The organism is Pseudomonas sp. B611 (assembly GCF_055407965.1).
Genome location: NZ_JBUZST010000018.1, coordinates 72,728 through 86,157 on the forward strand (window position 1 = coordinate 72,728; position 13,430 = coordinate 86,157).

15 protein-coding genes are annotated in these 13,430 nt (G+C 65.3%); 12 read left to right on the top strand and 3 right to left on the bottom strand.

Annotated features, from left to right (window positions below; all coding sequences use genetic code 11):
- Positions 1-144 precede the first annotated feature (144 nt).
- The 4 genes from ACZRMO_RS25495 to ACZRMO_RS25510 are packed head-to-tail and all read left to right on the top strand — an operon-like array spanning position 145 to position 2,745.
- Positions 145-786 (top strand): secretin and TonB N-terminal domain-containing protein, encoded by a 642-nt coding sequence (locus ACZRMO_RS25495; protein WP_463974689.1) that lies wholly within the window; start codon positions 145-147, stop codon positions 784-786.
- Positions 783-1,328 carry an RNA polymerase sigma factor gene (locus ACZRMO_RS25500; RefSeq protein ID WP_017734599.1) on the top strand — a complete coding sequence of 182 codons (546 nt, stop codon included), beginning with the start codon at positions 783-785 and terminating at the stop codon, positions 1,326-1,328. Before ACZRMO_RS25495 ends, ACZRMO_RS25500 begins: the two co-directional genes overlap by 4 nt.
- A gap of 37 nt (positions 1,329-1,365) precedes the next feature.
- Positions 1,366-2,292 (top strand): FecR family protein, encoded by a 927-nt coding sequence (locus ACZRMO_RS25505; RefSeq protein ID WP_463974668.1) that lies wholly within the window; start codon positions 1,366-1,368, stop codon positions 2,290-2,292.
- 60 nt (positions 2,293-2,352) lie between these two features.
- Positions 2,353-2,745, top strand: a complete 393-nt coding sequence (locus ACZRMO_RS25510; protein WP_463974669.1) for a hypothetical protein — start codon at positions 2,353-2,355, stop codon at positions 2,743-2,745.
- On the opposite strand, the gene gspJ is transcribed toward ACZRMO_RS25510, so the two are convergent.
- The gene (gspJ, locus tag ACZRMO_RS25515) at positions 2,742-3,338 is read right to left on the bottom strand and encodes a type II secretion system minor pseudopilin GspJ (RefSeq protein ID WP_463974670.1); all 597 of its coding nucleotides are present in this window, start codon (positions 3,336-3,338) and stop codon (positions 2,742-2,744) included. The genes ACZRMO_RS25510 and gspJ overlap by 4 nt on opposite strands.
- On the bottom strand, positions 3,335-3,787 hold the full coding sequence (gene gspH, locus ACZRMO_RS25520) for a type II secretion system minor pseudopilin GspH (RefSeq protein ID WP_207044415.1): 453 nt from the start codon (positions 3,785-3,787) through the stop codon (positions 3,335-3,337). The genes gspJ and gspH overlap by 4 nt, the downstream gene beginning before the upstream one ends.
- Before the next feature lie 93 nt (positions 3,788-3,880).
- Here gspH and ACZRMO_RS25525 point away from each other — a divergent pair, with 93 nt between their 5' ends.
- Positions 3,881-4,312 carry a type II secretion system protein N gene (locus ACZRMO_RS25525; protein ID WP_463974671.1) on the top strand — a complete coding sequence of 144 codons (432 nt, stop codon included), beginning with the start codon at positions 3,881-3,883 and terminating at the stop codon, positions 4,310-4,312.
- On the opposite strand, the gene gspI is transcribed toward ACZRMO_RS25525, so the two are convergent.
- The gene (gene gspI, locus ACZRMO_RS25530; protein WP_463974672.1) at positions 4,299-4,664 is read right to left on the bottom strand and encodes a type II secretion system minor pseudopilin GspI; all 366 of its coding nucleotides are present in this window, start codon (positions 4,662-4,664) and stop codon (positions 4,299-4,301) included. The two genes, ACZRMO_RS25525 and gspI, sit on opposite strands and share 14 nt — an antisense overlap.
- 148 nt (positions 4,665-4,812) lie before the next feature.
- Between gspI and gspG the strand changes: the two genes are divergently transcribed.
- The 7 genes from gspG to gspF all read left to right on the top strand — a co-directional run bounded on the left by gspG (position 4,813) and on the right by gspF (position 13,360).
- Complete coding sequence (gene gspG / locus ACZRMO_RS25535) at positions 4,813-5,262, top strand: type II secretion system major pseudopilin GspG (protein WP_017734605.1); 450 nt, start codon at positions 4,813-4,815, stop codon at positions 5,260-5,262.
- An 8-nt stretch (positions 5,263-5,270) separates the two neighbouring features.
- Entirely contained in the window at positions 5,271-6,140 is an 870-nt protein-coding gene (gspK, locus tag ACZRMO_RS25540; protein ID WP_463974673.1) for a type II secretion system minor pseudopilin GspK, read from the top strand.
- Entirely contained in the window at positions 6,137-7,183 is a 1,047-nt protein-coding gene (gene gspL / locus ACZRMO_RS25545; RefSeq protein WP_463974674.1) for a type II secretion system protein GspL, read from the top strand. Before gspK ends, gspL begins: the two co-directional genes overlap by 4 nt.
- Positions 7,176-7,679 (top strand): type II secretion system protein GspM, encoded by a 504-nt coding sequence (gene gspM, locus ACZRMO_RS25550; protein WP_463974675.1) that lies wholly within the window; start codon positions 7,176-7,178, stop codon positions 7,677-7,679. Before gspL ends, gspM begins: the two co-directional genes overlap by 8 nt.
- Positions 7,676-9,955, top strand: a complete 2,280-nt coding sequence (gene gspD / locus ACZRMO_RS25555; RefSeq protein WP_463974676.1) for a type II secretion system secretin GspD — start codon at positions 7,676-7,678, stop codon at positions 9,953-9,955. Before gspM ends, gspD begins: the two co-directional genes overlap by 4 nt.
- 775 nt (positions 9,956-10,730) lie before the next feature.
- Positions 10,731-12,149, top strand: a complete 1,419-nt coding sequence (gene gspE, locus ACZRMO_RS25560) for a type II secretion system ATPase GspE (RefSeq protein ID WP_463974677.1) — start codon at positions 10,731-10,733, stop codon at positions 12,147-12,149.
- On the top strand, positions 12,149-13,360 hold the full coding sequence (gspF, locus tag ACZRMO_RS25565; protein WP_463974678.1) for a type II secretion system inner membrane protein GspF: 1,212 nt from the start codon (positions 12,149-12,151) through the stop codon (positions 13,358-13,360). Before gspE ends, gspF begins: the two co-directional genes overlap by 1 nt.
- The last annotated feature ends 70 nt before the right edge of the window (positions 13,361-13,430 follow it).

Sequence of the window (13,430 nt, forward strand, 5' to 3'; positions counted from 1 at the left end):
CGTGACGTTTTTTTTGCCATCACCGTAACATCAGGTTCATAAACTGGCCTCAGGATGACGGTTTTCAAGGACACGTCGGCCGTGCAGCGATGCAGAGCGGGGGGTGAGCAGGGGGCCTGGCGGCGCACCGTATGCGCCTTGGTCTTGCTGTGGCTGCTGGCAGGAGGCCGCGCGGCGCAGGCGCAAGCGCCGTTGCTGACGTTGGACCTGCCGGCGCAAAACCTGGAGCACGCCCTGCAAGCGTACAGCCGCGCCACCGGCATGGCGGTGCTGGTAGACCGCGAACTGACCCGGGGCCGGCGCTCCATCAGCGTGCATGGGCGCTTCACGGCGCAGGAGGCTCTGGCAATGTTGCTGACAGGGAGTGGCCTGATGGCGCGTTATGCACGCAGTGATGCGTTCACCCTGCAACTGGCGCAGGTCAACCGGCCTGCCACCAAGGGCGCGCCGGCACGCAACGCCGCGCGGATCAACAACAGCTACGCCACGGCCTTGCAGCAGGCCATCGAGACCAGCCTGTGCGGCTCGCCCTTGACCCGTCCCGGCAGTTTTCGTGCCTTGGTGCAGGTGTGGGTCAACCCGCAGGGGTTGATCGAGTACAGCCGGCTGGTCAGCTCCACCGGCGATGAACAACGCGATGAAGCACTGGTGCGCAACCTCAGCGCGGCCCGGATCGAACGCCCGGCGCCGAGCTCGTTGCGCCAGCCGGTGACTTTGCTTTTGATGCCCGACACCACAGGAACACGCATGGAATGCACAGCAGGGAAGGGAGCCACGCACGGATGAAAAATACCGGGCACAGCACGATGGTCAGTTTGTTCCTGGCGTCCTACGAAGACTTCAAGGTGCGTTTGCGCAAGCGCCTGGGGTCGGAGGACCTGGCCAACGACGTTCTGCACGAAACCTACTTGCGGGTGGACCGCATGGACGTGCCGCCAAACCTCGCACAACCCAACGCCTACCTCTACCGCATGGCCCTGAACATCGCCGCCGACCGCCGCCAGGCCGACGCGCGCCTGCTCACCGGCAGCGAAGTCGAAGAACTGCTGCAAACCGCCGACGAAGCCCAGGACCCATCGCGGGTAGTGGGCGGCCAGCGTGAGGTGCAATCGCTGGTCAAAGCCCTGTATGAGCTGCCCGCACGCCGCCGCAAAATCCTCATCGCCGCGCGCCTGGAAGAAGCGCCTCACCTGGAGATCTCCCAGCGTTTTGGCATTTCCACGCGCATGGTCGAGAAGGAAATCAAGGCCGCCCTCGGCCACTGCGCCAAGCGCCTCGAAAGAAAAGTGATTCAGCGGTTCGGTCCCGGGGCCGGAAAACCGTCTTAGTGTCGAGTCCCTGATAAAACCGTGAGTATGTGCGCGCTTGAACATTTTTAACCTCTCCACCGCCCGGGCAGCCTCTGCCAGCCCTTTGCACGATGAAGCCCGCGACTGGCTGCTCCTGCTGACGTCGGGCCGCGCCACCGTGGCCGATGCCAAGGCCTTGCAGGCCTGGCGCGCCCAGAGCCCGGAACATGCCCGGGCGTTCGAGCAAACCAAGGCGTTGTGGCAGCAACTGGCCCCCGCCCTCGAGCACGCCGCGCCGCCGCGCAGCTTTGGTCGGCGTGCCTTCCTGGGCGGCGCGATAGCCGCCTCGGCGGCCGTGGTCATGGTGCGTGTCGGCACGCCGGGTGGTTTCGCCGGGCTCACGGCCGACTATCGCACCGAGGTCGGTGAGCAGCGCCAAGTGCTGTTGAGTGACGGGGTCAGCCTGGAACTCAATACCCAGACGCGCATCAGCCGGATCGGGGAGGGGATTGAATTGCTGGAGGGCGAAGTCGAGGTGGTCGCCCGTCTTGCACAACCGCTGCGGGTCCAGGCCGGGGACGGTTGGGTGAGTGCCGCGCAGGCCCGCTTCAACATGCGCAACACCGACCACAGTGTGTGCGTGACCTGCATCGAGGGTTCGCTGTCGGTGGATGCGGGCGGCCACAGTGTGAGCCTGGGCAGCGGCCGTCAGCTGACCTACAGCGCGGCGGGCATCGGCGCGCCGGTGGTGGTGGACACCCAGGCCGTGGTGGCCTGGCGCGAACAGGTGTTGGTGTTCAACAACGCCACGCTGACCACGGTGGTGGACGAGATCAATCGCTACCGCCCGGGGATGCTGGTGTTGCTCAACAAGGAACTGGGCCAGCGCCGGGTGCAGGCGCGCTTCAGCTTGCAGCAGTTGGCCGGCGTGGCGTTGCTGATTCGCGACGCGTACGGCGCCAAGTGCACGGAGCTGCCGGGTGGCGTCGTGCTGTTGAGCTGACGCAGGGCGGTCCTGTAGGCTCAAGCGACATTTGCCTGCTTGATGCCGAAAAAGTACCCCATGGAAGAACTGATCTATAAGGCCGTGCACTGGCTCGGCGAGACCCATCCCGGGCGCCTGGGCCGGCCAATGTACCGTTTCGAAATCGTCGCCATCGTCATTTTCATGCTGGCCAGCATGATCGGTGCCGCGCTGTACCGAGCCAAGCGCAAAGCCTTCAAACAGCGTACCGCGCAAACCCTCGAAGCCAAGCCGCTGGTCGCGACCTCCGTGACCGATGCCAATGGTCAGGTGGTCAAGGACCTCGCGACGCTGCGCCAGGACGTCAACGGCTACGTGGTCACTGTCAGTCGCGACGGGGCCGAGCGCTGCCGGGCATCGCTAGGTTCGCTGGATGAGGTGGACCAATACCTCAGGGCCCATACCTCGTTTGTGCTGTCTGACTTTCGCTAATTCAATGGCCCCACCACCTGGCGATAACGCTCCACGCCCTGCGGTGTCTGGCGCACCAGGCTGATCTCCAACCCCAACGGCTCCTCGCGCTTATTGCCGCTCAACTGGCGCCAGCCTTTGTCCTTGTCCCACACGCGTACCTGCAAATCACTCACGCCCGCCAGCACCACCACGCCGTCCTTGGCCGCCGGCAGTGGGAAGCGGTCCCGCGCGGGCGCGGCGGCCCGGTAAAGCGCATCGCCCTTGAGCCACCAGCGCACCCGTTGCAAGCCATCACCTGTGGCCGGTGCGCTGCGGATCACCTCCAGGCGAAAGCCCTTGCTGTCGGAGCTGCGCACCGTCACGGCGGCGAGCCCTGCGTCCTTTGCCGTACCGGGTTCGGCCAGTTCAACGCTGGCGCGCAGGCTGATATCGCGCTGCATCTGGTTCAGCGCCCGTAACAACCCCTCAGTCTGTTCGGTGCTGGCCTGTAGATGCTGGTCGGCACGGGTCACGCTGTCGAGCCCGCGCCAGGCGATGACGCTGACCAGTGCCATAAGCATGATCGCCACCATCACTTCGATCAGGGTGAAGCCTTGCTCGGACTTGTTCATGGCTGGCTCACCACCCGCAGCAAACCGGCGGCGTCCCGTTGCAGGCTGAGGCTGTGTTGCCCGTCCGACAGCACCACGCGCAGCGGCGGGTTGATCCATTCGGCATTGAGCACCAGGGTTTGTCGGGGTTCGACGGTCAGCTGCATCGGCGTGCTCTCCCATAAGCGCGGGCGCAGTTGGGCGTCGCCCTGGAACGCTTCCACGCCAAGGCCATCGTCACTGCGGCGGTTGAAGCGAAAGCCCTTGGCATCCGCGCGCAAACTGATCGGGCGGCCGTCGGCGCGGGCTTCGGCCTGGGCGATTTGCAGCAACTGGCTCAGGCGCTCGGCGTCCTTGCGCAGCAGTTTCAGCGGGTCGGGTTTGATGGTCAGGCTGATGGCGGCGCTGGCGATGCCGATGATCACCAGCACCACCATCAACTCGATCAGGGTGAAACCTTGTTGTTTCATCGGTCGGCTCCTGGAGAACTGGCGAGGTTGTGAAATAAAAAAGTGCGAATTGGCCTGTAGGCTGAGGCGACGGACAAACAGGAGGTCCACCCCATGGCATTCGCCCTACGTGTTTCACCCGCCCACGGCGTGCAGGCGCTGGCCTTGCTCGCGGCGTTGGCTGGCGGGGTGATCTGGACGCCGCTGCTGCTCACATCCGCCGAATCCCACACGCCCCAGGCCTCGCCCCAAACGTTGGCGGCCCGCAGCGAAAACCCGGCGTTGCAGTGGTTTGCCAACGCGCCGAGCGCCCTGCAAGTCAAGGTCACCGGCGTTCTGGCCGGCGCGCGCGGTGCGGTGGCGATCCTCAGCCTCAACGATGGCCCGCCGCGCAGTTTCCTCGTGGGCGAACGCCTCAGCCCCGGTGTGCGCCTGACGGCGATTGAAGGCAGCGCCGTGGAGCTTGAGCGCGGCGGCGAAAAGGTCCGCGTCAACCTCGACAAGTTGCCGGACGGCCCCGTGTTGCCACGCCTCACTCGGCCATGACCTGGGTGTCCAGGCGCGCCAGGGGCGGCGCTTCGCGGCTGGCGTCGAGCACCCGCAGGGTCACTTGAAACAGGCGGCCGTCGGCGTTGATGGTTTGCTCGCAGCGCAGTTTCAGGCGGCCCTGGTCGCAGTCGAACGTCTTTGTGCCATCGCGCAGGTGGCCTTCCAGGCGCAGTTCCGCCAGGCGACTCTGCGCCGCCAGCAACGCCATGGATTTATCGCGCAATAAGCCATTGCTCTGGGTCATCAACCCGGCCACGCGTACGGCGGCGGCCATGGCCACGGCGATGATCGCCAGCGCCACCAGCACTTCAATCAGGGTAAAACCTTGCGCGTTGCGACGGCCGTACATGGCGCTCTCAAAGGCGGGAAACAGGCCCGCAGACTAGCGCCGCGAGTTGACCGATTGGCGACCGAAACTCCCGAGGATTTTCAATACGACTGACATGTGTTCTTGCAACACTGCGCCACGAAATGCACCCCAGCCAAGGAATGTCGAGATGGATATCGCGCGCCTAACAACCCCATTGCCCAGCCCTCGCGGCCAGCGTGGCTTCACCTTGATCGAGATCATGGTGGTGGTGGTCATCCTCGGGATTCTCGCGGCAATGGTCGTGCCCAAGGTGCTGGATCGCCCGGACCAGGCACGCGCCACCGCCGCCAAGCAAGACATCGGCGGCTTGATGCAGGCGCTGAAACTCTATCGCCTCGACCACGGCAGCTACCCGAACATGACCCAGGGTTTGAAAGTGCTGGTGGAACGCCCGGCGGATGCAAAAAACAGCAGCTGGCGCGCCTACCTCGATCGCCTGCCCAATGACCCGTGGGGCCACCCTTATCACTATCTCAACCCGGGTGCCAACGGTGAGGTCGATGTGTTCTCCCTCGGCGCCGATGGCCAGCCGGATGGCGACGGCGTGAACGCCGATATCGGCTCCTGGCAGTTGTAAGGCGCGCCATGAAACGGCATTCGCCCCCAGCGGCGAAGCAGCGCGGCATGGCAATTATCAGCGCGTTGCTGATCGCGGCCGTGGTCGCGGTGATCGCCGGCGCCATGCTCACGCGCCAGACCGTGTTCACCCGCAGCCTCGAAGCCGAACAATTGCGTGTGCAGGGTCAGTGGCTGTTGCAGGGCAGCCTTGAGCGCAGCCGGCAGATGCTCTGGGAGGCACGCCAGAAGGACGTGCTGACGCGCCTCGATCAGCCTTGGGCCTACGTCCAACGGGGGGCGTTTGAAGGGCGCATCGAGGACGAGCAGGGCAAGTTCAACCTGCGCAACCTGGTCAACCGCCAGTTGCCGGATGCCGAGCAACTGCAAAGCTTCGAGCGCCTGTGCCGTACGCTGGGAGTCGATCCGGCGGTGAGCCGGCGCATCAGCCAACGGGTGATCGGCTCCTACGAAGTGCCGGCCAAATACCCGATGCTGCGCAGCGTGGACGAGTTGAGCGCCATCGAAGGCCTTGACCCCGTGCTGCTGCGCCGCCTGCAAACATTTATCAGCGTGCTGCCCGGGCAGAGCTGGGTCAACGGCAACACCGCCAGCGCCGAAGTGCTCAGCGCCGTGGTGCCCCAGCTCAGCCTGTCCCAGGCCCAAGGCTTGGTGGCGGAGCGTGACAGCGGCCAGTGGTTTATCAACCGTGGGGATTTCGTCAACCGCCTGCACTTGCCCCAGGTGGCGGTGGAGTCGGTGCAGGTGGGCATTACCAGCGAGTGGTTTCGCGTGCAGGGCCAGGCGCGGCGTGAGCAACGGCGGGTGAGCATCGACGCGTTGCTGCATCGCCCGCAAGAGCGCCAGCCGCAGGTGATCTGGTCGCGGGTGGGCGTATGAAACGCTTGCGTATTGGCTTGCCGCCGCTGGACCAATTGAGTGCCGAAAGTGAAGTCAAATTCGTTTGGCTGGACCGAGGCGTGGTTGTCGCCGAAGGCCATGAAAGCCTGATCCAACTGAGCAAGCACCGTCAGGCAGCGGAGTGCTTCCTGCACCCACGCGACAGCCTGCTCACCAGCCTTGAACTGCCGCCACTGCCCGCCGCGAAAACCGCCGCCGCCGTGGCCTGCGCCGCGCAAGCGTTGATCCTCGGCCCGCTGGAACACATGCACGTGGCCCACGGCCCGCGCGACAGCGAAGGCCGCGTGCAAGTGGCCTGGGTGCCCAAGGCCGGGCTGGAACAGCTGGCCCAGGTGCCGCTCAAGTTGCGCGGCCTGTACCCGGCGCCCTACGCCTTGCCGATGGGCGCGGCGGCCCTGGATGACGGCTACCTGTTGACCCGCGACAGCCTGCACCAAGCCGCCGTGCATCCGCTGGGCCAGCAAGGGCTGGATGTGCCGTTGGTGGACGCCGCGCAGCGTTGGACGGGCGCAGCCCCCGCCTGGGGTTTGCACGCTCGCCTCAGCCAGGCGGCCAGCGGCGGCTGGGGCAGGGCGCTGGCCTGTGTCGCCCTGGCCACGGCCGTGTGGACCCTGGGCCTCAACCTCTACGCCGCGCGCCAGGTGGATGAAGGCCAGCGCCTCAAGGCGCTGATGAGCCAGCAGGTGCGCCAGGCATTTCCCGAGTTGCCGGTGGTGCTCAACCCCTTGCAGCAGGCTCGCCAACAATTGGCCGCACGCCAGACCGGTGCCGCCGCCGACCCTGGCCAGCGCTTCAGCAGCCTGTTGCAACTGGCGGGCAGCAACCTGCCATTTATGGTCGCCAGCGTCGAGCGCCTGACCTTCGAACAAGGGCGCCTGTACCTGCAACTGCTCACGGACAGCCGCAACCCGACGGCCCAGGCCGACTGGCAGGCCGCGCTGGCCCAGGCCGGTTTTGCCGCGACACGCGATGAGCAGGGCTGGAGCATTGGCCCGGCGGCTGCGGGAGCCAGCGATGAATAAGTGGACGCGGCAATTGCGGCTGTTCTGGAACGGCCTGGCCCTGCGCGAAAAACGCATGCTCAGTGGCGTTGGCGTGCTGCTGGCGGGGGTATTGACCTGGCTGATCCTGATCCAGCCCGCCCTGAAAAAAATCGACTACTGGCAGGCCGAAACCCCCAAGTTGCGCGCCCAGGCCGAAGCCTTGCAGGTGCTGTTGCAAGGTGTCGCCGCGCCGCGCCAGGCCGACGAAGCCGCGCTGCGCCAGGCCCTGGACAGCGCGGGCCTGCAAGGCCATTACCAATTGCAGGCGCAGGCCCCTGGCGGCTGGCACCTGACCTTCGACAACGCCCCGGCCGACGCGGTGGTGGACTGGCTGCTGGGCAATCCCCGTTCGTTTTCCCTGGAGGTGTCCGAAGCGCGTTTGCAACGTGCCGGGGATGCCGTCGATAACTCGGCCGGCACTGTGTCCGGGACCGTTCGCATGGATCAGGCGCTTGGCGCTAAGGAAGCTTCATGAAGTGGTCAGTTCCCCCTTTTCGTATGGCCGCGCCGTTGCTGTTGCTGGCCCTCAGCGCGTGCAGCAACCAGGCGAGCAAGCCGTTGCTGGTGGACAGCGAACTCGGCCAACCCCTGGCCGACACCCGCCGCAGCAGCGACAGCCCGCTGGACCGCCAACGCGAACTCGCGCCCAAACCCGCCGTGCAACACCCGATCACCAACAGCGCCCGTGGCCACGCCCCGGCCGCGATCAAGGCGCGCAACCCCCTGGGTGACCAGCCGGTGCAGCTCAACTTTGTCGATGCGGATATCCAGGCGGTGGTGCGCGCCTTGTCCCGCGCCACCGGCCAACAGTTCCTCGTGGACCCGCGGGTAAAAGGCAACCTGACCCTGGTCAGCGAAGGCCAGGTGCCGGCGCACCAGGCCTATGACATGCTGCTGGCGGCGCTGCGCATGCAGGGCTTCAGCGTGGTGGACGTGGGTGGTGTCGCTCAAGTAGTGCCCGAAGCCGATGCCAAGCTGCTCGGCGGGCCGATCTACAGCGCCGGCAGCAGCGGCATGCAGACCCGCACCTTCCGCCTGCAATACGAAAACGCAGTGAACCTGATCCCGGTGCTGCGCCCCATCGTGTCGCCGAACAACCCGATCAACGCGTACCCCGGCAACAACAGCATCGTCATCACCGACTACGCGGAAAACCTCGCCCGCGTGGCGCAGATCATCAACGGCATCGACACCCCCAGCGCCATCGACACCGACGTGGTCAAGGTGCAGAACGGCATCGCCGTCGACATCGCGGCGATGGTCGCCGAACTGCTCGACACCCAAGGCGCCGACCAGACCCAGAAGATCAACGTGGTCGGCGACCCCCGTTCCAACTCCATCATCATCCGCTCCGGCAGCCCCGAACGCACCGAGCTGGCGCGCAACCTGATCTACAAGCTCGACAACGCCCAGAGCAACCCGAGCAATATGCACGTGGTGTACCTGCGCAACGCCCAGGCGGGCAAGCTGGCGCAGTCGCTGCGCGGTTTGTTGACCGGCGAGAGTGAGTCCGGGGTCAGCGACGAGGCGCGGGGCAAGCTCAGTGCCATGGGCGGCACGGGCCAGAACACCCAGGGCACTGCCGCGCAAAACAGCAGCGGCACACCCACCGGCAGCGGCGTGCAATCGAGTTACAGCCAGGACAAACAAACCACCGGCGCCAGCACCAGCCAGGATCAGGACACCGCCTTCAGCGCCGGCGGCGTGACCATCCAGGCCGACGCCACCACCAACACCTTGCTGATCTCCGCGCCGGACCCGCTGTACCGCAACCTGCGGGAAGTGATCGACATGCTCGACCAACGCCGCGCGCAGGTGGTGATTGAAAGCCTGATCGTCGAAGTCGGCGAGGACGATGCCACCGAGTTTGGCGTGCAATGGCAGGCGGGCAACCTCGGTGGCAAGGGTGGTTTTGGCGGGGTCAACCTTGGCGGCAGTGGCGTGAATGCGACGCCGACCAGCAAGACCAGCATCGATGTGTTGCCCAAGGGGCTGAACATCGGGTTGGTCAATGGCACTGTGGATATTCCGGGGATTGGCAAGGTGCTTGATCTCAAGGTGTTGGCCCGCGCGTTGAAGAGCAAGGGCGGCACCAACGTGCTGTCGACGCCAAACCTGCTGACCCTGGACAACGAAGCGGCGAGTATTTTTGTCGGGCAGACCATTCCGTTTGTCACCGGCAGCTACGTGACCGGGGGCGGGGGGACCAGCAACAACCCGTTCCAGACGGTGCAGCGTGAGGAAGTGGGGCTGAAGCTGAATGTGCGGCCGCAGATTTCCGAGGGCGGTACGGTGAAGCTGGATATCTATCAGGAGGTCAGCAGCGTGGATACGCGGGCTTCGGTGGAGGCGGGGACGGTGACCAACAAGCGGGCGATTGATACCAGTATTTTGCTGGATGACGGGCAGATCATGGTGCTGGGTGGGTTGCTGCAGGATGGGTACAGCCAGAGCAATGATGCGGTGCCGTGGTTGGCGGATATTCCGGGGTTGGGGGCGTTGTTTCGTAATGAGAAGCGCAGTGTGACGAAGACGAATCTGATGGTGTTTTTGCGGCCCTACATTATTCGGGACAGTGGGGCGGGGCGCAGTATTACGTTGAATCGGTATGAGTTTATGCGGCGGGCGCAAGGGGGGTTGCAGCCGGAGCATAGTTGGGCGATGCCGGATGTGCAGGCGCCGCAGTTGCCGTCGGTGGAGAAGGCGATTCCTGGGGCGCCGCGGGCTGTGATTCGGGCGGTGCCGCAGTGATTGCGGTGTACATATCCGTTGCTGCGGTAACGGCGACTTATGGTTCCGCTCTTACAGCGGCTCACTTTTGGAAAGGCCCAAAAGTAAGCAAAAGGCCTTCGCCCCACCACTCGGTGCCTCGCCTAGGCTCGGCATGCCCGAACGAAGGCTTGAATCCGTGGGCCGCCGTCATGGGCCATCCCTGGCCCAGGACGGCTAACCCGGCGTCCTGCCGGGTTACCCACGGATTCAAGCCTGCGTTCGGCCAGCGTGGTTTGACGGGGCGATTCCAGATCAAAAGCCAGAGCGCGGCGGCCTTAGAGCCGACCGGTATTTCTCATGTTGTTCACCGATCAACTGTGGGAGCGGGCTTGCTCGCGAATGCGGTGGATCAGCCAAAATATCTGTTTCTGACACACCGCTTTCGCGAGCAAGCCCGCTCCCACAGTTTGATCTCCATGTATCAGATGGGACTGTGGTTTGCTCTGGCTCTTGATCTTGCTTTTGATCTTAGGCGCCCCGTTAAACACGCTGGCCGGAATTCGATGTGGATTTGGGGGGTAAACCGGCAGGGATGCCGGTTTAGCCGCCCCGCGCCATGGATGGCGCGTGGCGGCGGCCCCCCAAATCCATGTCGGATTACGGGCACACCGAGCCTAGGCGAGGTGCCGAGTGTTGGGGCAAGAGCGTTTTGCTTACTTTTGCGCTCTTCAAAAGTGAGCCGCCGTAAGGGCGGAACCCTAAGCCGCCGTTACCCAAAAAACGGATATGTACCCATAAAAACAGGGCCACGCCAATGAGCCTACTCCCCTACGCCTGGGCCAAATCCCAACGCATCCTCCTGCGCAACAACGCCGAAGGCATGCTCCTGACCGTATGCCCCTCAACCCCCGGCTGGTCCATCAGCGAAGTCCACCGCCAATTCGGCCAATCCCCCATCGAACAAGTCCGCGACGACGAACTCGACGGCCTCCTCACCAGCGCCTACGCCGACACCGGCAGCGCCGCCGCCGTTGTGGGAGCCGCCGAAAACGAGGTCGACCTCGACCGCCTCATGCAAGACATGCCCGAAGTCACCGACCTGCTCGACACCCAGGACGGCGCCCCCGTGATCCGCATGATCAACGCCTTGCTCACCCAAGCCGCCCGCGACGAAGCCAGCGACATCCACATCGAACCCTACGAAACCCACTCCGTCGTGCGCTACCGCGTCGACGGCACCCTGCGTGACGTGGTGTCCCCACGCAAGGCCCTGCACGGCGCGCTGGTCTCGCGGATCAAGATCATGGCCCAACTCGACATCGCCGAAAAACGCCTGCCCCAGGACGGCCGCATCGCCCTGCGCGTGGCCGGGCGGCCCATCGACATTCGAGTGTCCACGGTGCCCACCGGCCATGGCGAACGCGTGGTCATGCGCCTGCTGGACAAACAAGCCGGGCGCTTGCAGCTGGAAACCCTGGGCATGGAGCCGCAACTGTTGGCGCGCCTCGACAGCCTGATCCGCCAGCCCCACGGCATCGTGCTGGTCACCGGGCCCACCGGCAGCGGCAAGACCACCAGCCTCTACGCCGCCCTGGCGCGGCTGGATGCGAGCACCAGCAATATCCTCACCGTCGAAGACCCGGTGGAATACGACTTGCCGGGCATCAGCCAGATCCAGGTCAACGCCAAGATCGACATGACCTTCGGCCTCGCCCTGCGCGCGATCCTGCGCCAGGACCCGGACATCATCATGATCGGCGAGATCCGCGACCTGGAGACCGCGCAAATCGCCGTGCAGGCCTCGCTCACCGGTCACCTGGTGCTGGCGACGCTGCACACCAACGACGCCGTATCGGCGGTCAACCGCTTGATCGACATGGGCGTCGAGCCCTTCCTGCTGGCGTCGTCGTTGTTGGGCGTGTTGGCCCAGCGCCTGGTGCGCCGCCTGTGCCCGCATTGCAAGCAGGAAGACCCGGCCGCGCCCGGCACCTGGCGCCCGGTCGGCTGTGCGCACTGCAACCAGATCGGCTACAGCGGCCGTACCGGGATTCACGAGTTGTTCAGCGTCGATGACGACGTGCGCAGCCTGATCCACCAGGGCGCCGGCGAGCAGGACCTGCGCCTGGCCGCCCGCCGCGCCGGCATGTTCAGCATGCGTGAAGACGGCGAGCGCTGGGTGCGCAGCGGCGCCACCGCCCCCGAAGAAATCCTGCGTGTGACACGGGACGCCTGATGAATCGCTATCGTTTTGAAGCCGCCGATGCCAGCGGCAAGGTCGAGTCCGGCCATGTGGAGGCCGACAGCCAGAGCGCGGCGTTTGCCAGCCTGCGCGGGCGCGGTTTGACCGCGTTGCTGGTGCAGCTCGAAGGCAATCAGCAAGCGGCGGGCGGCAACAGTGTGTTCACCCCCAAGCTGTCGGACAACGACCTGGCCTGGGCCACGCGCCAATTGGCCAGCCTGCTGGGCGCCAGCCTGCCGTTGGAAGCAGCGTTGAGCGCGACGGTGGAGCAGGCCGAGAAAAAACACATCGCCCAGACCCTGGCCGCCGTGCGCGCCGATGTGCGCGGCGGCATGCGCCTGGCGGAGGCGTTGGCGGCGCGGCCACGGGACTTTCCGTCGATCTACCGCGCGCTGATCGCGGCGGGGGAGGAGTCCGGCGACCTGGCCCAGGTGATGGAACGCCTCGCCGACTACATCGAGGAACGCAACAACCTGCGCGGCAAGATCCTCACCGCGTTTATCTACCCTGGGGTGGTGGGGCTGGTGTCCATCGGCATTGTGATTTTCCTGTTGAGCTACGTGGTGCCGCAGGTGGTCAGCGCGTTCTCCCAGGCGCGCCAGGACTTGCCGGGGCTGACCCTGGCGATGCTCAACGCCAGCGACTTCATCCGCGCCTGGGGCTGGCTGTGTTTTGCCGGGATCGTCGGCGGTTTCTGGAGTTGGCGCCTGTATCTGCGCAACCCCGTGGCGCGCCTGAATTGGCATAGCCGCGTGTTGCGCCTGCCGCTGATCGGGCGCTTTGTGCTGGGCCTCAACACCGCACGCTTCGCTTCGACCCTGGCGATCCTCGGCGGCGCCGGTGTGCCGCTGTTGCGCGCGCTGGAGGCGGCGCGGCAAACCCTGTCCAACGACCGCCTCGACCAGTGCGTCAGTGACGCCACCGCCAAAGTGCGCGAAGGCGTCAACCTGGCCCCGGCGCTGGCGGTGGAGAAGGTGTTCCCGCCGGTGCTGATCCACCTGATCGCCAGCGGCGAAAAAACCGGTTCGCTACCGCCGATGCTGGAGCGCGCGGCGCAGACGTTGTCGCGGGATATTGAGCGGCGGGCGATGGGCATGACGGCGTTGCTGGAGCCGCTGATGATTGTGGTGATGGGCGCGGTCGTGCTCGTCATCGTCATGGCCGTATTGCTGCCCATCATCGAAATCAACCAACTCGTCACCTGAACACACTCAATGATCGTTCCCACGCTCTGCGTGGGAATGCATCCCTGGACGCTCTGCGTCCGTTCTTGAA

Excerpts from the sequence above, each read along its gene's own strand:
- ACZRMO_RS25500 (WP_017734599.1), top strand. The coding sequence starts at position 783 with ATGAAAAATACCGGGCACAGCACGATGGTCAGTTTGTTCCTGGCGTCC.
- ACZRMO_RS25510 (WP_463974669.1), top strand. The coding sequence starts at position 2,353 with ATGGAAGAACTGATCTATAAGGCCGTGCACTGGCTCGGCGAGACCCAT.
- gspJ (WP_463974670.1), bottom strand. The coding sequence starts at position 3,338 with ATGAACAAGTCCGAGCAAGGCTTCACCCTGATCGAAGTGATGGTGGCG.
- gspH (WP_207044415.1), bottom strand. The coding sequence starts at position 3,787 with ATGAAACAACAAGGTTTCACCCTGATCGAGTTGATGGTGGTGCTGGTG.
- ACZRMO_RS25525 (WP_463974671.1), top strand. The coding sequence starts at position 3,881 with ATGGCATTCGCCCTACGTGTTTCACCCGCCCACGGCGTGCAGGCGCTG.
- gspI (WP_463974672.1), bottom strand. The coding sequence starts at position 4,664 with ATGTACGGCCGTCGCAACGCGCAAGGTTTTACCCTGATTGAAGTGCTG.
- gspG (WP_017734605.1), top strand. The coding sequence starts at position 4,813 with ATGGATATCGCGCGCCTAACAACCCCATTGCCCAGCCCTCGCGGCCAG.
- gspK (WP_463974673.1), top strand. The coding sequence starts at position 5,271 with ATGAAACGGCATTCGCCCCCAGCGGCGAAGCAGCGCGGCATGGCAATT.
- gspL (WP_463974674.1), top strand. The coding sequence starts at position 6,137 with ATGAAACGCTTGCGTATTGGCTTGCCGCCGCTGGACCAATTGAGTGCC.
- gspM (WP_463974675.1), top strand. The coding sequence starts at position 7,176 with ATGAATAAGTGGACGCGGCAATTGCGGCTGTTCTGGAACGGCCTGGCC.
- gspD (WP_463974676.1), top strand. The coding sequence starts at position 7,676 with ATGAAGTGGTCAGTTCCCCCTTTTCGTATGGCCGCGCCGTTGCTGTTG.
- gspE (WP_463974677.1), top strand. The coding sequence starts at position 10,731 with ATGAGCCTACTCCCCTACGCCTGGGCCAAATCCCAACGCATCCTCCTG.
- gspF (WP_463974678.1), top strand. The coding sequence starts at position 12,149 with ATGAATCGCTATCGTTTTGAAGCCGCCGATGCCAGCGGCAAGGTCGAG.